The 18,259-nt window shown below is 61.0% G+C and carries 21 protein-coding genes and 2 pseudogenes; 8 read left to right on the top strand and 15 right to left on the bottom strand.

Translation table 11 applies throughout. The annotated features are described in order from the left end of the window. Window positions 1-63: 63 nt before the first annotated feature. The 5 genes and pseudogenes from ACI2KB_RS00825 to ACI2KB_RS00805 all read right to left on the bottom strand — a co-directional run. Window positions 64-537, bottom strand: a complete 474-nt coding sequence (locus ACI2KB_RS00825; protein ID WP_404630455.1) for a periplasmic heavy metal sensor — start codon at window positions 535-537, stop codon at window positions 64-66. After that, window positions 534-968 carry a hypothetical protein gene (locus ACI2KB_RS00820; RefSeq protein WP_404630453.1) on the bottom strand — a complete coding sequence of 145 codons (435 nt, stop codon included), beginning with the start codon at window positions 966-968 and terminating at the stop codon, window positions 534-536. Before ACI2KB_RS00820 ends, ACI2KB_RS00825 begins: the two co-directional genes overlap by 4 nt. Next, window positions 965-1,561, bottom strand: a complete 597-nt coding sequence (locus ACI2KB_RS00815; RefSeq protein ID WP_404630451.1) for an RNA polymerase sigma factor — start codon at window positions 1,559-1,561, stop codon at window positions 965-967. The genes ACI2KB_RS00820 and ACI2KB_RS00815 overlap by 4 nt, the downstream gene beginning before the upstream one ends. 102 nt (window positions 1,562-1,663) lie before the next feature. Further along, complete coding sequence (locus ACI2KB_RS00810) at window positions 1,664-1,984, bottom strand: YXWGXW repeat-containing protein (RefSeq protein WP_404630449.1); 321 nt, start codon at window positions 1,982-1,984, stop codon at window positions 1,664-1,666. Between the two features lie 103 nt (window positions 1,985-2,087). Continuing rightward, a pseudogene (locus ACI2KB_RS00805) lies at window positions 2,088-2,286 on the bottom strand (glutamine synthetase); the annotation flags it as partial. A gap of 105 nt (window positions 2,287-2,391) precedes the next feature. On the opposite strand from ACI2KB_RS00805, the gene ACI2KB_RS00800 reads away from it, so the two are divergent. Continuing rightward, a complete protein-coding gene (locus ACI2KB_RS00800; protein WP_404630447.1) occupies window positions 2,392-2,649 on the top strand; it encodes a hypothetical protein in 258 nt (85 codons plus the stop codon). A gap of 222 nt (window positions 2,650-2,871) precedes the next feature. Here ACI2KB_RS00800 and ACI2KB_RS00795 read toward each other — a convergent pair whose 3' ends face one another. Continuing rightward, window positions 2,872-3,816 (bottom strand): ABC transporter substrate-binding protein, encoded by a 945-nt coding sequence (locus tag ACI2KB_RS00795; RefSeq protein ID WP_404630445.1) that lies wholly within the window; start codon window positions 3,814-3,816, stop codon window positions 2,872-2,874. Between the two features lie 336 nt (window positions 3,817-4,152). Then, a complete protein-coding gene (locus ACI2KB_RS00790; protein WP_093467628.1) occupies window positions 4,153-4,377 on the bottom strand; it encodes a DUF6555 family protein in 225 nt (74 codons plus the stop codon). 491 nt (window positions 4,378-4,868) lie between these two features. Here ACI2KB_RS00790 and ACI2KB_RS00785 point away from each other — a divergent pair, with 491 nt between their 5' ends. The 6 genes from ACI2KB_RS00785 to xylB all read left to right on the top strand — a co-directional run bounded on the left by ACI2KB_RS00785 (window position 4,869) and on the right by xylB (window position 11,813). Then, window positions 4,869-5,249: a hypothetical protein gene (locus ACI2KB_RS00785; RefSeq protein ID WP_404630443.1), complete on the top strand. Its 381-nt coding sequence runs from the start codon at window positions 4,869-4,871 to the stop codon at window positions 5,247-5,249. A 308-nt stretch (window positions 5,250-5,557) separates the two neighbouring features. Next, entirely contained in the window at window positions 5,558-7,105 is a 1,548-nt protein-coding gene (locus tag ACI2KB_RS00780) for a sugar ABC transporter ATP-binding protein (protein WP_404630441.1), read from the top strand. A 181-nt stretch (window positions 7,106-7,286) separates the two neighbouring features. Then, a complete protein-coding gene (locus tag ACI2KB_RS00775) occupies window positions 7,287-8,279 on the top strand; it encodes a ribose ABC transporter permease (RefSeq protein ID WP_404630439.1) in 993 nt (330 codons plus the stop codon). A gap of 59 nt (window positions 8,280-8,338) precedes the next feature. Then, on the top strand, window positions 8,339-9,280 hold the full coding sequence (locus tag ACI2KB_RS00770; protein WP_404630437.1) for an ABC transporter substrate-binding protein: 942 nt from the start codon (window positions 8,339-8,341) through the stop codon (window positions 9,278-9,280). Window positions 9,281-9,305: 25 nt separating this feature from the next. Further along, window positions 9,306-10,304 carry a LacI family DNA-binding transcriptional regulator gene (locus tag ACI2KB_RS00765; RefSeq protein WP_404630435.1) on the top strand — a complete coding sequence of 333 codons (999 nt, stop codon included), beginning with the start codon at window positions 9,306-9,308 and terminating at the stop codon, window positions 10,302-10,304. Window positions 10,305-10,328: 24 nt separating this feature from the next. Further along, the gene (xylB, locus tag ACI2KB_RS00760; protein WP_404630433.1) at window positions 10,329-11,813 is read left to right on the top strand and encodes a xylulokinase; all 1,485 of its coding nucleotides are present in this window, start codon (window positions 10,329-10,331) and stop codon (window positions 11,811-11,813) included. 81 nt (window positions 11,814-11,894) lie between these two features. Here xylB and ACI2KB_RS00755 read toward each other — a convergent pair whose 3' ends face one another. From ACI2KB_RS00755 to ACI2KB_RS00730, 6 genes are all read right to left on the bottom strand, one after another. Continuing rightward, the gene (locus ACI2KB_RS00755) at window positions 11,895-12,158 is read right to left on the bottom strand and encodes a hypothetical protein (RefSeq protein ID WP_404630431.1); all 264 of its coding nucleotides are present in this window, start codon (window positions 12,156-12,158) and stop codon (window positions 11,895-11,897) included. A gap of 147 nt (window positions 12,159-12,305) precedes the next feature. Beyond that, window positions 12,306-12,725 carry a cupin domain-containing protein gene (locus ACI2KB_RS00750; protein ID WP_404630429.1) on the bottom strand — a complete coding sequence of 140 codons (420 nt, stop codon included), beginning with the start codon at window positions 12,723-12,725 and terminating at the stop codon, window positions 12,306-12,308. 104 nt (window positions 12,726-12,829) lie between these two features. Then, on the bottom strand, window positions 12,830-14,161 hold the full coding sequence (locus ACI2KB_RS00745) for an OprD family porin (protein WP_404630427.1): 1,332 nt from the start codon (window positions 14,159-14,161) through the stop codon (window positions 12,830-12,832). A 221-nt stretch (window positions 14,162-14,382) separates the two neighbouring features. Next, on the bottom strand, window positions 14,383-14,700 hold the full coding sequence (locus tag ACI2KB_RS00740; protein WP_404630425.1) for an antibiotic biosynthesis monooxygenase: 318 nt from the start codon (window positions 14,698-14,700) through the stop codon (window positions 14,383-14,385). A 236-nt stretch (window positions 14,701-14,936) separates the two neighbouring features. Then, window positions 14,937-15,821, bottom strand: a complete 885-nt coding sequence (locus ACI2KB_RS00735) for a dihydrodipicolinate synthase family protein (protein ID WP_404630423.1) — start codon at window positions 15,819-15,821, stop codon at window positions 14,937-14,939. Window positions 15,822-15,847: 26 nt separating this feature from the next. Next, complete coding sequence (locus tag ACI2KB_RS00730) at window positions 15,848-16,630, bottom strand: aldolase (protein WP_404630421.1); 783 nt, start codon at window positions 16,628-16,630, stop codon at window positions 15,848-15,850. A 146-nt stretch (window positions 16,631-16,776) separates the two neighbouring features. Between ACI2KB_RS00730 and ACI2KB_RS00725 the strand changes: the two genes are divergently transcribed. Beyond that, entirely contained in the window at window positions 16,777-17,334 is a 558-nt protein-coding gene (locus ACI2KB_RS00725) for a helix-turn-helix domain-containing protein (protein ID WP_404630419.1), read from the top strand. Window positions 17,335-17,342: 8 nt separating this feature from the next. Here ACI2KB_RS00725 and ACI2KB_RS00720 read toward each other — a convergent pair whose 3' ends face one another. Together ACI2KB_RS00720 and ACI2KB_RS00715 are read right to left on the bottom strand one after the other, a co-directional pair. Then, a complete protein-coding gene (locus ACI2KB_RS00720) occupies window positions 17,343-17,714 on the bottom strand; it encodes an NAD-binding protein (RefSeq protein ID WP_404631688.1) in 372 nt (123 codons plus the stop codon). Between the two features lie 45 nt (window positions 17,715-17,759). Next, window positions 17,760-18,230: pseudogene (locus ACI2KB_RS00715) on the bottom strand (NAD(P)-dependent oxidoreductase); the annotation flags it as partial. Between the last annotated feature and the right edge of the window lie 29 nt (window positions 18,231-18,259).

Here is an 18,259-nt window from a genome sequence, read left to right as displayed (position 1 = left end):
TCGTCTGGTTGACGGAGCGTTCAAGGGTTAAACGCGACAATCGGAAAAATCCGTCGCCGGATTTCAATCGTTGACGGGGCTTGCCCTTTTTCCCTGACGTCGGGCGGTCATGGCGTCGGCGAGGGTTTGGCGTTCGTCGGCGGGCAGGCTGGCCGCGAAGTCAGCCAGTGTGGCGTCGACCCGTGTCCGAAGCGTGATGTCGGCGGCGCGCGCCCGGTCCAGATCTTCATCCAGTGCGTTACGATCCAGCGCAGGGGCCTTGAGACGACGCACGACATCCTGATGGGCCTCCCGACTGGCCATGATCAATGGCTGATTGCCGGCGCGGGTCTCGCGCAGCATGTGGCGCAATTGATGGCGTCGGGCTTCGGGCAATTGAGCCAAGGCCTGACGCAAGCCGTGCTGAACCATGGCGCCTTGCGCGCGAGGATGACTGGACCATTGGTAAACCCCACCGGCCACTGCGCCGATCAGGAAAACGTTGCCCAACAGCGAGGCGATCAGCAGGGTTCTGAGGCGTTTTGGGGATTGAATCATTGTTCCGCCTCATCAGCATCCAGGCTGAGTATCAGATCAGCATCTGCGTGGTCGAAGATGCTCGGCAACACGTCCGGTGAGCTGGATATCGGCAGGCTGAGCGAGGCGACCAGCATGCCGGTGGCGATACCAGCCAGGCCGACGCCGACGAATCCCAGGCGTGACCACCAGTCAGCGTAACGTGCCCAGAACGAAAGACGCGGCGTTGTGAATGCCGATGCCACCGTCCGTTTTATCAGCACCGAGTCCGGCGCGGGCGCAACGTGACGGTCGAGTTGTTGGTCAAGCCAGGCGGCGTCTTGAAGGGCGGATCTGGCTGCGGGGTCATCACAGGCGAGCAACTGTCGGGCGCCCTCACGATCGGCGTCCGGCCAGCGGTTCAGGTCTGCGCCGTAGGCCTGTGCCAGGTGTACGAAGCGTTCAGGCGTCATCGCGTTCCTCTCCTTGGGGGGCGCTTGTCTTCGGTGACGGCAAGCGCTGACTCGGCTAAATGGCGACGCAAATTGCGTCGCGCTCTGGACAACAGGCTTTCCAGCGCTTCGACACTGATCTCCATGAGGGCTGCAGCCTCGGTGTTGGACAATTCCTGGTAGTACTGCAGGACGATGGCCTCTCGCTGCCTGTCCGGCAGCGCCGCCAGAGCGGCGGCCATTTGTGCGTTCTGCCCGTCGGCCTGGCACTGTTCATGCGGAGCAGGCGCGGGGTCGGCGATCTCGATCAGGCGCGCGTCATCGTCCAGCGGTGTTTCCTTGCGACGACGCATGCGGTCGTAGCACAGGTTCAACGTGACGCGGTGCAGCCAGGTGTCGAAACGCGCTTGTCCGCTGCGCCAGTTGCCGGCGGTTTTCCATATCCTGAGAAAGCTTTCCTGTGCCACGTCGCGGGCCTCTTCGGCGTCACCCAGCAAGCGACTGGCCAGCGCCAGAAGGCGCGGGAGCTTGCGTGACACCATTTCTTTCACGGCTTCCGGTTCGTTGTTGCCGATGCGGGCCAACAGCTCAATGTCCGGATCAGGTTCTTTCAATATGGCGTCTCGGTCGATGGCGGGGGCTGCCCTGCTCAGTCAAGAACTGGCGGGGGAGGTCGGAAATGTCCTGTAACTACAGACCACAGCCCCGCCATAGGTTCAGCGCACCCAGCGACCTTCTATCCAGTACCAATTAGGTCCGCGGGCTTCCCAGTGACCGGGTTGCCAGCGAGCGTTGTGGCGTACTGGCTGCCAGTGTCCCGGCACCCACACGTATTGCCCACGCTGCCAGCGCCAGTGGCCCTGGTCCCAGGCATAACCGGGGCGCGCCACCGGTACCGGCTCCATGCGCACAGGCGGTGGCGCCTGACGGATGATGATTTCTTCCCGGGCGTAGGTCGGCGTGCTGGCCAAGGTGGCGAGGGCGACCGGAATGAGCAAGGCATAGCGTAATTTCGCCAGAGATCGTGCTGCGCTCATGACAACTCCTTCAAACCTGCACACGAAGTGAGTGCAGTTGAGGGGTTAAACGCAGCACGTCGGAGAATCCGTCGCGCCATTTCGATTTATTTTTCGACGGCTCGATTCCCGCCAACATGGCGGCCGCCGCGAGATAAGGGTTGGCGTCGGCGCCACAGACGCGGTGTTCGATGTGTCGACTGTTGGCCGGGCCGCCGGGGATACGCAGGCTGGGTACGGTTATCCACGCCCCAGGTAGGGGCCAGCGGCGCGTAGCTGTTGGCTTGTAAGCGTCGGTAGGAGTTGGCGTCGAGGATGAACAGCTCGAACAGTTCGATGTCGGGGTGGTGTGCCAGAAAATCACGGGCGCTTTCTAAGGGTGCGAATTTCATCGATCTCTCGCTTGCCCCATGAAGGCGCGCGGGGCCGTGCCTGACAACGGAGAGTCTGGCGAGCAGGCGCAGGGTTGTTATGGCAGGTGGACCGTAAAAAAGGCGGAAAAGGAGGAGGCTGGCGCGGTTTTCCAGCGCGCTCAGGCGAGCGATGAAGTGTCCGGCGGGCGTGTGGAGTGGCGTACTTTGGCGCGGCGCAACGCCACGGGCAGGTTGGTGACGCTCATCTTAAGGGTCCATCCGGTCGACGAGGGCAGTGAGGAGGTCTCACTGTTGATTGGCGACGGTTATTGAGTAGACCGGTTTGGCCGAACCTGCAAGCGCCGAGTGATCTGTGTGAGGGAAAACTGGGAAAGTCAATGTGGAGTCGTGCTGAAAGTTGTCCACGAAAATCGTGAATATCTCTGTGGATAACCTGCTGTAAGCCCTTAAATGAAAGGGCTTACTCACAATGGTCGATTAATGATCAGTTCTTTCAATTGTGCTGATCGGCATCGCCAATTGTCAGAAAATGGTTCAGTGGAAGGCGCTGTTGAAGGAGGTGTCGATCACGCTTTGGGTCTCGAACGCTTTCGGCAGCGCGCCGGTCTGCACCAGAAAATCGGCTGTGCTTTGGTAGTCTTTCGCGGCCTCGGCGTCCACCGGTCCGATGCTCATGTCAGCCTGTCCGATCCAGTGACGTGAAACGGCCTGATCAAGATTGGCTTTTTTGGCCCACAGGTCTGCATAGGTTTCCTTGTTCGCCTGCACCCAGGCACGGGCTTTTTGCAGGCGCCCCAGGAAGTCGGCGATGGCGGCACGTTTGGGCTCGATCGAGTGGGCGTTCGCCGCGATGCTCGACAGACCTGGCATCAGGCCGCGTGCGGTGATGATCGGTCGGGCGCCCGAGAACACCTGTTGCTGCGAGATGTAGGGTTCCCACACCGGGAAGGCGTCGATGCTGCCTTGTGGCAGAGCAGCTGCGGCATCGATGGGCATCAGTTTGACGAACTCGACGTAATCCTTGGGCAGACCGGCTTTCTCCAGCGCGCGAAGGGTCAGTTGCTGGCTCCAGGCGCCAGGCCAGTAAGCGACCTTCTTGCCTTTGAGGTCCTGGATGGTTTTGGCGGGCGAGTCCTTGGGCACCAGCAGGGCGATGGTGTCCGGGTTCTGGCGAGACACGCCGATCAGTTTGACTGGCGCGCCCTTGGCAGCGAGGAAGATAAACCCGGAGTCCCCCAGAAAACCCAGATCCAGCGCTCCAGCCTCCAGGCCTTCGGCCACAGGGGCTGCGGATTGGAAGTGCTTCCAGTCGACGTTGTAGGGCGCGTCTTTCAGCACGCCGGAGGCTTCGACGGAGGCGCGGACGTTGTAGTAGTTCTGATCCCCGATGACCAGGGTGACAGGGCTGGCCGCATGGGCGAACGGAGTGAGCAGGGCCAGTGAAATCAGGCCGTGACGGAGGAAGCTGGACAGGGTCATTGCGGTGTCTCGATGAGCGTCGGTCGAGCGAGGTGATGCCGACGTGGAAGATTGAAGCGGTCAGGATCGGCCTGAGCGTGGAGCGGGGATTGCAGGGGATGTGCCAGACGGCATTCGCCTTGGGTGGCGCGTCAACAGGCGCATTGGCACCGGAAGCAGGGGATTTGGCGCGGGGTGGGTTTTCTCGACGGTACATTCGCTGCGCCGGCTGTTGGCGTATTCAGCATGTTGCGGATTGGGTGTTGCTCAGCGAACAGTGTTTCGATTGACCGGATATCGACCGGCCCCGCTCATGCGCGCGCGGCACATCAACGGGGTCGCCTCGGAACGGAAGGGTCAGGATTCCGCCCACTCCACATCCGTCAATCCCAATTGCTCGGCCTTGGGCTTGCTGACTTTCGGCACTTTATCGGATCGGTACTTCGGGATCTGCCCAAACCCTGCATCCACGGACGCCCAATGCCAGGCCGAGGCGTTGTCCATGGTTTCAGCGCTGATGTAGAAGCTCTTGTACTTACCGTGCAGCAGATAATCGATTCTGAAATGCTTGTACTGTGCCACTCTCGCAAACCTCCCTATCAGTCGCTCACATTCCCTTGAGTCGGATCTGGCGGGAAAATTCAGTCGAATTATTTCTTTCGTTGCCAAACGGTTACGCGTGGTACAGACGGGTGGAATAACGCGTACAGATGTGCGCGAATGAAGGTTGATGCGTGACGGATGCCAGACACACCGCCGTCGCGAGCGTCGTGCCGACACCTCCGCTTTTGATCTTGATCTTCTCGCGCAAGAGCCCAGACACCACCGAACGCGACTTGCGCTCAGCCTGCACGCAAGTCGCGTTCGGTGGTGTCTGGGCTATTTGGGTATGAAAAGTGAAAGGCAAGGGCAACGGGCTAGGCCGAGAGATGCTTGTACAAAAAAACTTTCAAACCGGTGGAATAAACCCAGTCCCCAAGCGTTTACCTACGACTGCCGCGTCAATCGGCAGCGGGAGCCTGGGAGGTTTCTGGCGTTGCTCCCTCAATGACAAAAAAACCAAGGAGTTCACCATGCTGAAAAAAATCATCCTCACCGCCGCCGTTGCCCTGACCTGCGCCTCAAGCCTGGCGTTCGCCGCCAGCCCGGCGATGACCGGCAAGACCGACAAGGGCGAAGTGCTCACCGACCACATGGGCATGACTCTGTACACCTTCAGCAAAGACAGCGCGGGCAAGTCCGCCTGCAACGGCGATTGCGCCAAGGCCTGGCCGCCACTGGCCGCAGGGGCCAGCGACAAGGGCGAAGGCAAATACAGCGTCGTGACCCGCGACGACGGCAGCAAACAGTGGGCATACAACGGCATGCCGCTGTACACCTGGACTAAGGACACCAAAGCCGGTGACACCACGGGTGATGGCTTCAAGGACATGTGGAAAGTGGCCAAACCCTGATTTTTTTACCGATGTGGGTAGCGCGCTGATCGTGGATCGGAACCCCGCGATCCAGAGCGTTTCGTGATGCGTCAAAGGCGACCCCACCCGGTCGCCTTTTTCTTTTGTGGCAACGCAAGCGCTTGCGTGAATCGTTTCAGCTCATCTATTGTGTTTCAACGTACTTCCCGAGGGCTGCCCGCAAGCGAGGTGGCTCAGGCATAAAAACAAGAAAGCCCGGAGACACTCATGAACAGCCCATCCGCTGTGCTGCCCCGTATGTTCTGTGCGCTTGACGCACCATTCTTTCCCGCCAAGGGTGCTCGACCATGAGCGCCGTCCTCGCCGAAACCCCCGTGCCCGTGCTGGAAATGAGCGCCATTTCCAAGACCTTCAATGGCCTGCGCGTGCTGAAAAACGTCGCGCTTCAGGTGTATGCCGCAGAGGTCCACGCGTTGATGGGCGAGAACGGTGCAGGCAAGTCCACCTTGATGAAGATTCTTTCCGGGGCTTACCAGGCGGATGCAGGAGGCGAGATCCGGGTGGCTGGTAAGGCGTTGTCGGCGCTTGATCCGTTGAGCGCCAAGGCACAGGGCATTTCGGTGATCTATCAGGAATTGAGCCTGTGCCCGAACCTCAGTGTCGCGGAAAACATCTACCTGGGGCGCGAGTTGCGGCGCGGCTGGAGCATCGATCGCAAGGCGATGGAGGCCGGGTGCGTGGAGGTGCTCGTGCGGCTGGGCGCTGATTTCAAGCCTTCGACCAAGATCAGTGCGCTCTCGATTGCCGAGCGTCAACTGGTTGAAATCGCTCGGGCGCTGCATGCCGAGGCGAAGATTCTGGTGATGGACGAGCCGACCACGCCGCTCTCGTCCCGCGAAACCGATCGGCTGTTCGCATTGATCAAGCAATTGCGCGATCAGGGCCTGGCGATCATTTACATCAGCCATCGCATGGCCGAGATTTATGAGCTGTCGGATCGGGTCTCGGTGCTGCGTGATGGCGAGTACGTCGGCATGTTACAGCGTGACGGGCTGTCGGCTGATGCGCTGGTGAAAATGATGGTGGGACGCGATCTGTCCGGGTTTTACAAGAAAGAACATGCGCCGTACAACCCCGGTGACGTGGTGATGCGCGTGCGCGACATGGCCGACGGCAAGCGGGTGAAACCGTGCAGTTTCGATCTGCATGCCGGTGAAGTGCTGGGCATTGCCGGCCTGGTCGGGGCAGGACGCACCGAGCTGGCACGGTTGATTTTCGCGGCGGACCCTCGCACTTCAGGCACGCTGGAAGTGGCCGGAAAACCGGTGGCCGAGCTGCGCAATCCCACTGACGCCATTCGCGCCGGAGTGGTGTACCTCACCGAAGATCGCAAGGCTCAGGGGCTTTTTCTGGACATGAGCGTACGCGACAACATCAACGTCTGCGCCTGTGTAGCGGATGCCCATGCAGGTGGGGTGCTGGATCGTGGTCGCGCTGCACAGCGCGCGGCAGACGCTATCGCGGCGCTGTCGATCCGAGTGGCGTCGGGCAAGGTCAACGTCGGCGCGCTGTCGGGCGGCAATCAGCAGAAGGTGCTGCTGGCGCGGCTGCTGGAGGTCAAGCCCCATGTGCTGATCCTCGACGAGCCGACCCGCGGCGTGGACATCGGCGCCAAGTCCGAGATCTACCGGATCATCAATGAGCTGGCGAAGGCCGGGGTGGGAATTGTGGTGATTTCAAGCGAGTTGCCGGAAATCATTGGCACCTGCGACCGGGTATTGGTGATGCGCGAAGGGCAATTGGTCGCCGAGCTCGGCGGCGCCTCGGGGCATGAGATTTCCCAGGAGCGGATCATTGATCTGGCGACTGGCGGGAGCGTTTCAAACGCCGTATGACCCGTGGGAGCGAATTCATTCGCGATGTAGTCAGGACAGACGACACACAGCTGTCGTCTGAAATGCCCTCATCGCGAATGAATTCGCTCCGGTACAGCGTTTCAGCGGCGCCACGGCGGTGGAGTGCAGATGTGGTCCATTCATTCCACGCCATTCAATAACAACAAAAGGAACCCAAGCCATGAGTCTGCCCTTGCAAAACGCAACCGCTGTCGCCGCCATCAGCCGACGCGAGCGCCTGCGCGAACGGATGCGCACCCTTGGCATGTTGCCGGTGCTGGTGTTGCTGCTGGCGGGCTTCGCGCTGATGACCGACAGTTTCATGACCTGGCAAAACCTGTCGATCATCACCCAGCAGGCGTCGGTCAATGTGGTGCTGGCGGCGGGCATGACGTTCGTGATTCTCACGGCGGGCATCGATCTGTCGGTCGGGGCGATTCTCGCAGCGTCGGCGGTGGTCGCGTTGCAGGCATCGATGTCGCCGCAATGGGGCATGCTGGGGATCTTCGCGGGGATTGGCTTCGGATTCCTGTTGGGCCTCGTCAATGGTGGATTAATCGCGTTCATGCGCTTGCCGCCGTTCATCGTCACCCTCGGTGCGCTGACCGCGATGCGCGGCCTCGCACGCCTGTTGGCAGACGACAAAACCGTGTTCAACCCGGATCTGCCGTTCGCGTTCATCGGCAATGATTCGCTGTTGGGCGTGCCGTGGCTGGTGATCATCGCGGTGGCGGTGGTGTTGATTTCCTGGTTCATCCTGCGGCGCACGGTCATGGGCGTGCAGATTTACTCGGTGGGCGGCAACCCGGAAGCTGCGCGGCTGTCCGGGATCAAGGTGTGGAAGGTCTTGCTGTTCGTCTACGCCGTTTCCGGCGCGCTGGCCGGGTTGGGCGCGGTGATGAGTGCGTCGCGTCTGTTTGCGGCCAATGGTCTGCAATTGGGGCAATCCTATGAGCTGGATGCCATCGCGGCGGTGATTCTTGGCGGCACCAGTTTCACTGGCGGCGTCGGCACCATTGGCGGCACGTTGATCGGTGCGCTGATCATTGCCGTACTGACCAACGGCCTGGTGCTGCTCGGTGTCTCGGACATCTGGCAGTACATCATCAAAGGCATCGTGATCATCGGTGCGGTGGCGCTGGACCGTTATCGCCAGTCCGGCGCGCGGACGTGATCGTCTGAGCGAACGTTTCGATACCCGTTGCACGCGTTAATAACCACAAGAGAGAAGCCATGAACTTCAAACGCAAATTCCCTGCCGTTGTCTCCCTGTGCCTGGCGGCGTTGCTGTCCCAAGGCGTCGAGGCCCGCGAACTGAAATCCGTCGGCATCAGCCTCGGTTCGCTGGGCAATCCCTACTTTGTGACCCTTGCCGAAGGCGCCAGGGCCAAAGCGCTGGAGATCAATCCCAACGCCAGGGTCACCTCTGTGTCGGCTGATTACGATTTGAGCAAGCAGTTCTCGCAGATCGACAATTTCATTGCGGCGGGGGTGGATCTGATCCTGATCAACGCCGTTGACCCGAAAGCCATTGCCTCGGCGATCAAGAAGGCCCAGGCCGCCGGAGTCAAAGTGGTCGCCGTCGACGTCAGCGCCGCTGCCGTGGACGCCACGGTACAGACCGACAACGTGGAGGCGGGCAAACTCGCCTGCCAGTTCATCGTCGACAAGCTCTCGGGCAAGGGCAACGTGATCATTGAAAACGGCCCTCAAGTCACTGCGGTGACCGATCGAGTGGCCGGGTGTAAAGCTGCGTTCGCTGCCGCACCGGATATCAAGATTCTCTCCGACGATCAGGACGCCAAAGGCTCCCGCGACGGTGGCCTTAATGCGATGCAGGGTTACCTGACGCGCTTTCCGAAAATCGACGGCCTGTTCGCAATCAACGACCCGCAAGCCATTGGCAGCGATCTGGCGGCCAAACAGCTCAAGCGCAGCGGGATCATCATCACTTCGGTCGATGGCGCGCCGGACATCGAACATGCACTCAAATCCGATTCACTGATCCAGGCCTCCGCCAGTCAGGACCCATGGGCCATGGCGCAGCAAGCGGTGGTGATCGGCAACGACCTGCTCAATGACAAGAAACCCGCTGAGGCGGTGACCCAGCTCACGCCCAAGTTGATCACCCGGGACAACATCGGGTCCTACACCGGCTGGTCGAGCAAACGCTGAGTCGTCGGGCGCAGGAGCGAACGCGGTGGTCAAGATGGAGGACGTGGCGCGGCGGGCGCGGGTGTCGACGTCGACGGTGTCCCATGTGCTCAACGGCACACGCAAGGTCAGCCCGGAAACGGTGGGCGCGGTACAGCAGGCGGTGCGTGAGTTGGGTTATATCCCAAACACCCTCGCGCGCTCGCTGGCCCGTTCGCGCACCAACACCATCGGGGTGGCGATCTCGGCGCTGTCCAACCACTACTTCAGCGAAACCGTACATGCCATCGAAACCGAATGCGCGCGTCACGGGATCATGATGCTGTTCGTTGACACCCATGATGATCCCGTTCAGGAACTGCGGGTGGTGGAGGCGCTACACCATCGACGGGTCGACGGAATACTGCTGGCGCCGAGCAGCGATCCCGAGCATGCAGCGTTGGCGTACTTGCAGGCCAACGCCATTCCTGCCGTGTTGGTGGACCGGCTGGCGGCGCAGGGTTTCGATCAAGTGGGCGTGGAGAATCGAGATTCGACCCGCAAGCTGGTGACGCACCTGATCGGCCACGGTCATCGGCGCATTGGCATGATCGCCGGGCATCGTGGCCTGAGCACGACGGAGGAACGTATCGAAGGGTATCGCCATGCGCTGGCGGAGGCCGGCCTGACCTTCGAAGACAGTCTGCTGGTCAACGGTGAATCCAACAGCGAGTCGGCGCGGGTTGCGGCGGCTGCGTTGCTGGCTTTGCCAGCGCCGCCGACCGCGATCATGGCGGCGAACAACCTGATGACCATTGGCGCGATGCACGCGTTGCGAGAGGCGAACATTGCTGTCCCGCAGCAAATGGCGTTGGTGGGCTTCGACGACTTCGACTGGGCGGATTTCTTCCTGCCGCGCCTGAGCGTGATCGCCCAGCCGGTGAAGGCACTGGGTGAGCGAGCCGTGCAATTGTTGTTACGACGCATCGATCATCCAGACGAGGAGCGGCAGTCAGAGCGGCTGGCGGCGACGCTGCGTATTCGAAACTCATGTGGATGCCCGTGAGGCGTCCCGCTCAAAGGAATCAATATGGCGCAAGCGCTTTCACTGGGCATTGATCTGGGCACCTCGGAACTCAAGGCCATTGTGCTCGACTCTCAGGGGAAGGTGCTGGCACAGGCCGGGGTGCGAGTGACGGTTTCCCGCAGGCAAAGCGGCTGGTCCGAGCAGGATCCGGCGCATTGGTGGCAGGCCTGCGTGAGCGCGTTGGCGCAACTGCGCAGTCACGCGTACGAGGCGTGGGGGCGTATTGAGTGCATCGGGTTGTCAGGACAGATGCATGGAGCAGTGCTGCTCGATGATGAAGGACAGGTGTTGTATCCCGCGATCCTCTGGGATGACTCCCGGGCGCTGGCTGAGGCAGAACACCTGAACCGGGAGTTCCCGGCCTACGCGCAGGTCACCGGCAGCCTGGCGATGGCAGGCCTCACGGCGCCCAAACTGCTGTGGCTCAAGCAGCACGAGCCTGCTGTTTTCACCCGTATCGCCTGTGTGCTGTCACCCAAGGATTACCTGCGTCTGTTGCTGACCGGCGAGCGTCTCAGTGATGTGTCCGATGCGGCTGGCACGTTGTGGCTGGACGTAACAAAGCGCGATTGGTACGAGCCCATGCTGCAGGCGTGCGGCCTGACGCGGGCGCAGATGCCGGGGTTGCTGGAGGCCAATCAGCTCGCGGGGCGGCTGACGGCGGAGGCCGCGCAGGTACTCGGATTGCGCGAAGCGCTGCCGGTGGCAGCGGGCGGCGGTGATAATCCGGTGTCGGCGGTGGGTATCGGCGCGGTCAATGTCGGGGATGCCTTCGTCACGCTGGGCACCAGTGCGGCCTTCGTGGCGATCACCGATCACGCGGCGGGCAACCCGGCCAGCGCGGTGCACAGTTTCTGCCACGCGCTACCTGCGCGCTGGTACACCATGGGCGCGATGCTCGCGGGCGCCAGTTGCCTGCGCTGGGTGACGCGCCTGCTGGGGCAGCCCGACGAGCAGGCATTGCTCGATCAGGTGCGCGCCAATGTGCCGCTCGATCAGCCCGTTGCGCTGACGCAGCCGCTGTTTTTGCCTTACCTCGCGGGCGAGCGAACGCCGCATAACGATCCGCTGTTGCGAGGCGGCTTCATGAACCTGGGGCACGATTGCACGCCTGCGATGCTCGGCTATGCCGTGCTCGAAGGGGTGGGGTTCGGGCTGCGAGACGCCATGACGGCTGTGCTGTCTGCGGGCGCCTCGGTCAATGCCTGTGCCCTGGTGGGCGGCGGCGCACGCAGCGAATACTGGGCGCAGTTGTTGGCCAATGTCCTGGATCGCGAGGTGTTCACGTTGCAGGGCAGTGAGTTGAGCGCGTGTATCGGCGCAGCGAAACTCGGGTTTCTGGCCATCGGGCAGGGCACTGACCCGTTGGCGCAAGGCTTGCCGATCAAAGCCCGTTACCGGCCTATGGTGTCGGTGCAACCTGCGTTGCGAGCACGGTATGCGAAGTTCAACGGGCTGCTGGCGGCGGCGAAGGCGTTGCAGGGTTGACGAGTCCGCTCACTGTGATGGCGAGCGTGCTACTCCGGATATCCTCGGACTGCCGGTCTGGCTGCGGCGTCATCATTCAGCTCAATGCAACGCCCAAGACCGCGGTGCAGGGGGATGGCTGAACTTTGAAATGCCCTTGACCCAGAACCGGCGATGGGGCGTCTGGTCCGGCGGCAATAACGGTTGGCTGGACCATTGCTGCTGGCGTTTCGAGGCCTCGCGCCAGGCTTTCCATTCCATGGCTTCGGCGGTGTCCTTCGCCGCGCGTTCGTCGTCGAACCAGCCCAGAACGGACACCTCGCCCTGTTCGCGGCCATGTTCCACCAGCAGATAAATGTCGTACATACCTGTGCCTTTGATTCATCGATTCGGCCCGTTATTCGGGCACTACTGATGGCTTATCGACAGTTTTCGATAAATGTTGAGGTCTCGGGTGTTCGCGTCGGACCGGCGGCGGGCTGTCCCAAGCGGCGATGCAGCGCCATTGTCAGGCTATTTGGGCAGTGGCGTGAGGATTTCGCCGTTGTCGTCGAGCAGGATGAACACCAGCAGTTTCGCGGGTTTCGTGGCGCTGGCGTTGCGCGATTCGTAGTGCCTGGAGCCTGCCGGTTCGTACCAGGTTTCCCCGGCTTTGTAGGTGATGGCTTTGCCGTCGTTGACCCGCGAAATGACTTGGCCTTCCAGCACGTAGGCGATGGCGCTGCCGCTGTGGCTGTGAGGGACCGAGACCTGGCCAGGCAGGTAATCGACGGTCAGCACCATGGCTTTCTTGCCTGGCGCGTTGAGCATCGGGTGATTTTCCAGCACGGTGACTTTTTCATGGGCCTCGTCATGGGCCTGGACGTTGGAGGTGAACGGCAGCGCCAGCGTCAGACAGGGGAGGGCGACAGCGAGCAATGAGATGGCTTTCATGATGAAACCTCGGAAGTGACAGACGACACGCTATGCCTGACGTGCCGTCCGTCACACCGCCAATCCGCGGAAAGATCAAGAGTCCAATTGCGCCGTCTGCCTCCCTAGAGAATGGAAATCGGGTAGTCCACGATCAGACGGAATTCGTCCTGATCCCCTTCTGCCTGATCAGCGTTGCCGCGATGCCAGGCCTGACGGATACGAAACGACAGATTCTTGGCCGGCCCGTCCTGAATCACGTACTTGGCTTCCAGGTTGGTTTCATGGTGTTTGCCGTCTTCGCCATAACCATAGGCCCGATAGGGGCTGTCGGCGGCCATCTTGGTGCCGTCGATGTCGCGGCCGTTGACATAGCGCGCCATGAAGCTCAGCCCCGGAATGCCGTAAGCGCTCATCGCCAGGTCATAGCGTGCCTGCCAGGATTTTTCGCCGGGGCCGTTGAAGTCCGAATATTGAATCGAGTTGGCGAGGAAGATCGAATCGCCTGTCGTTCCAGGCCCGTTATCGCCAAACGACACATAGTCGAAAGGCTCGTCGCCGTGCACTTTCTGATAGGCGAGGGTAAAGGTATGACCGGCCATGAAGTTATAGGCGGCAGCGAGCGACCAGGTCGTGTTATTGATTTCGCCCGCTTTGGCCTGACCTTCGTCGTTGGTGCGATAGATATTGAAATCGAACGTCATCGACTGATCGCTGGGCATGGCCAGAACATAGTTGGCATTGGCGTAATATTGCCGCCAGACGTCTTCGAACTCCGAACCGTACAACTGCACTGACAAACTGTCGTTGATCGCATATTTGCCGCCGACGAAATCGACACTGTTGGTCGTGACCCCGGCATAACTGGCAAACAGTTCGCCACTGGCGCTGGTGTGTTGCGGACCATTACCGGCAGTGAAGTGGCCCCCTTCAAGGTCCAGTCCGGTGATTTCGCTGCTTTGCAGGCTGAAACCGGTGGCCGTTTGCGGAAACAGCCGCGTGCCACCCGCTGCGAACACGGGAGCGGTGGGTTGCATCGTGCCCCACTTGAGTTCGGTTTTGGATATGCGCGCCTTGATCGCGCCGCCTGCGGTGGCAAATTCATCTTCCGGGTTGCCGCTGCTGTCCACCGGAATATTGCCTGTGCCGGAGTGACCGGCGCCGCCGTCGAGTTTCAGGCCGTACCAACCGAAGGCATCGACGCCGAAACCGACAGTGCCCGGCGTGAAGCCGGAGCTGAAGTTGGCCATCGCGGCCTGAGACCAGTCCCTTCGATCGCTGGCACCGCTTTTACCGTCGCGATTGAAGTAATAGTTGCGTAACAACACATCCAGTTTCGCGTCTTCGACAAAGCCCTTGGCATCGGCTTGATCACTGACGAAGGCTTCTGCTTCAACTGATCGGACGTATCCCGCTGACACCGCCAACGCGATCAGACTCAGACTTATCACTCTCATAATGGCATGACCTCTGGGAGATTGAGGCAAGGTGCTATTACCGATGAGGGTAATAACGCCCACTTGCCTGCACGTCGCCAAGCGTAATACCTGAAAGTGAGTTCGCCACTTTACGCGCACAATTGCCTTCCCAACGGTCGTTTTTCAGACGATTGGTTTAGTTAACAGGCAATTAAAGCGCGTGGTTAAAGTGAAGGTTCAAACATGACCAGCTCGAACGATCAAATGGCCCCTGGCAAATCGCAGCGTTCGGTATCGCTGTCGAACGCGACCCTGCGAACGAAGCAGTTGTTCAGCAAGCCATTGAGGCCTTCGTTACTGGGCTTGGCAAAGTGTTCGGACATCGCCTGGCAGGATGACCAGTGCACGTCGATGATCCACAGGTCGGCATCTTGCGCATCGTGGGTCAGCCCGCTACTCAGGCAGCCCGGCAGGTCGGGCAGGCGCTCCACGACGGTAGCGAGGTACTCGCCAAGCTCTTTCGAGCGGCCGTGGGCGGCGTAGATTTTAACGGTGTTAGAGGCTACTTCCTGGGTCATGCGGATGTCTCCGTCGCAACGAGATCGTCTTTTCAACCGTTGCCATAGTAGTGGGGACTTGAGCAATTGCCAGTATCCAATCATGTGATTGACGAGGAGGCCAATTGAGGGGTGAGCTTGCAGCGCGCTCGCTTCTGCGTTCCAGACTCAATTAGCCCGGACACCGCCGTACGCGGCGGCGTTCGGCGGTGTCCGGGCTGGCGTGGATGAAGCGCACACGCATTGGCGTCAAACGATCAGAGCACCGCAGCGAGCAGTTTGACCAGATGCTCTCGCGTCTGATTGTCAAGGGCGGACACCGGCAGGCGCGGTTCGCCGACGTTGAGTCCGGTCAGTTCCAGCCCGGCCTTGATGGTCGCGGGCAAGCCACCCTTGAGGATGAAGTCCAGCACTGGCAACTGCCGATAGAACGACTCGCGAGCGCCGGGCAGATCGCCCTCCAGAATGGCGTGGTACAAGTCCAGGTTCAGCGCCGGAATCAGGTTCGGCGCAGCCGTGCACCAGCCTTTTGCCCCGGCCACGAACGCTTCGAGGGCCAACGGGTTGCAGCCGTTGTAGAACGGCACCTGACCTTCTCCCAACAGATGCAGCTTGTGCATGCGTTGAATGTCGCCGGTGCTTTCCTTGACCATCGTGACGTTCTCGACAGCGTGGAAAATTTTCAGGATCAGATCCACCGACATGTCAGTGCCGCTGGTGGCCGGGTTGTTGTAGAGCATGATGGGGGTGGCGATGGCATCGCCGATCGCTGTGTAGTGTTGCAGGATTTCCTTCTCGCTCAGTTTCCAGTACGAGGCGGGCAGCACCATCACTGCGTCGGCGCCACGGGCTTCGGCAAAGCGCGCCCGCTGCACGGCCTTGGCGGTGGTCAGGTCGGACACGCTGACGATTACCGGCACCCGTTTGTTGACGTATGCGGTGCTGAATTCGGCGACTTCCTGCCATTCGGCATCGCTCAGATAAGCGCCTTCACCGGTACTGCCCAGTGGGGCGATGGCGTGGACGCCGCCATCGATCAAGCGGTCGATGGAAGTCCCCAGTGCGGCGAGATTCAGGCCTTTGCCGTCTGCGTCGAAGGGGGTGACGGTGTAACCGATGATGCCGTGAATGGCGGTGGACATGGCAATGCTCCTGAAGGGGTGATGGATCAGACGAGGCAGTCGACGTGCTGGTTGAGGGTGCGGCGCACGTAATAGTTGAAGGCGGCGCTGTGGCGTTTGGGGCGGGACACCCAGTCATGGGCCTCGTTGCCCAGGTGGGCAGGTATGGGCTTGATCTGCCCGGCGGACATCGCCAGCAATTGCAGTTTCGCTGCCCGCTCGATCAGCACCGAGATCACGCAGGCTTCTTCCACCGTGCTGCCGGTGGAAAGTTGGCCGTGGTGAGAGAGCAGGATGGCGCGCTTGTCGCCCAGGGCGCCGGAGATGATTTCACCTTCCTCGTTGCCCACCGGCACGCCTGGCCAGTCCTTGAGAAACGCGCAGTCCTCGTAGAGCGGGGTGAGGTCCATGTGCGAAATGTCCAGCGGCACCTCCAGCATCGACAACGCGGCGATGTGGGTCGGGTGGGTGTGGATGATGCACTGCACATCGGGGCGTGCGCGGTAGACCCACGTGTGGAAGCGGTTGGCGGGATTGGGCATGCCATGGCCTTCGAGCACCTCGAGGTCTTCGTTGACCAACAGCAGGTTGCTGGCGGTGATTTCATCGAAGCCCAGCCCCAACTGCTGGGTGTAGAAGGTGCCGGGCTGTTCGCCGCGTGCGGTGATTTGCCCGGCAAGACCGGAGTCATGGCCGTTGTCGAACAGGATGCGGCAGGTCAGCGCCAGCTTCTGTCGCAGCGTCCAGGTGTTGTCTTTTAACGTACTATCCATCTGCGCGTTGGAGCGCGTCATCAGATGGTCTTTGGAGAGTTCCAGAGTCGTGGCCATGAAGCGGTCCTCGGCAGTTGGGTTCGCAAGGGTGAAGGCAGCGTGATCGTGAGGCGGTCGCGCTGCATATGACACAAAATAATACTAATGACACAAAGTGTCATTAGCAATGCACGGGTTTACCGGCCGACGGAAATGTTTTATCCATGTCCATTCGCTTGAAGCTGTTACGCAAAAAAATGGGGGTCACGCTCGAAGCCCTGGCTGAGCGCTCCGGCATGACCAAAAGCTACTTGTCCAAGGTCGAGCGCGGCCTGAATACGCCGTCCATCGCGGCGGCGTTGAAACTGGCCAAGGCGCTGCACGTCAACGTCGAAGAGCTGTTCAACGAGGCCGAAGCCGATCTGGATAGCTACAGCGTGGTGCGCCAAGGCCAGCGTCAGATGCTGACCAACAGCGAGCAAGGCTCAAGTTATGCGGTGCTGGCCCATCAGGTCAGCGACCGCAACTTGCTGCCGTTCATGATGTTTCCGCCTGCCGAGTTCGCAGGCACCACGTTCAAGGAGCACGTGGGCGAAGAGTTCCTGTTCGTTCACGAGGGCCGGGTCGAAGTGGATTTCATGACCGAAACCGTGATCCTCGAACGCGGCGATGCCCTGCATTTCAACGCCCAGAAACCCCACCGTCTGCGTTCGCTGGGCGGCGTTCAGGCGCAATTGCTGGTGGTGGTGCACAGCGAACCGGACGACGCGCACGAGCATTAAGCGAGCGGTCAGGCCGGGTTGTGCCGTTCGATGACTTCGGCCAGCACTGCCAGGTCCATCTCGCCTTCGCCGTGATCGACCGCTTCTTGCAGATGCCCGCGAATCAGTTCGGCGCCGGGCAACTGCACGTTGACCTGCCCGGCAGCGGCGAGGATCAGGTCGACGTCCTTGAGTCCGAGCACGGCCTTGAACGCAGCAGGCTCATAGCGTCGCTCGCCGATCAGCGCGCCGTAGCCCGAATACACCGGTCCGGTGAAGATGGTGCTGGAAACCAGGTCTACCAGATCCGCTGACTTCAGGCCGTGTCGACTCACCAGTACGGCAGCCTCGCTCATGGCCTCGACAGCGGCGACCAGCAGGAAGTTGGTGGCCAGTTTCATCGCGTTGGCCGCCGAGGCTTTTTCGCCAAGACGCCAAGTCTTGCGGCCGATCAGGTCCAATAATGGCTGGACCGTATTGATGGCCTGCTCGGAACCCGCCGCCAGAATGTTCAGTTGCGCCGCCGCCGCGACATTGGGACGGCCCATGACCGGTGCGGCGATGTAATCGATGCCTTGGGCGCGGTGCAGGTCGGCCAGTTCGTCGGCGAAGGTCACGGCGATGGTCGCCAGATTGACGTGAATCAACGGCGCCTTGAGCTGCTTCAACAGCCCCGAATCCACTAGCACGGCACGCAGAGCCTTGTCGTCGGCGAGCATGCTGAACACCACATCGGCAGCGAACGCCTGGGCCGGTTCACTCACTGCCGTGGCACCCAGTTCCACCAGCGGCTGCGTGGCCTGGGGTGAACGGTTCCAGACGCGCACGGCGTGGCCGCCCTTGATCAGATTCGTTGCAATCGCCTGGCCCATGTTGCCCAGCCCCAGAAAACCGATGTTCATTGGCGTGTTCTCCGCTTCGAGTGGTCGATGGTCAGCGACTCTAG

The sequence above is a fragment of the Pseudomonas sp. NPDC088444 genome (genome assembly GCF_044900175.1).
In the GTDB taxonomy this organism is placed as follows: domain Bacteria; phylum Pseudomonadota; class Gammaproteobacteria; order Pseudomonadales; family Pseudomonadaceae; genus Aquipseudomonas.
This window is presented reverse-complemented; position numbering and strand designations above follow the sequence as displayed.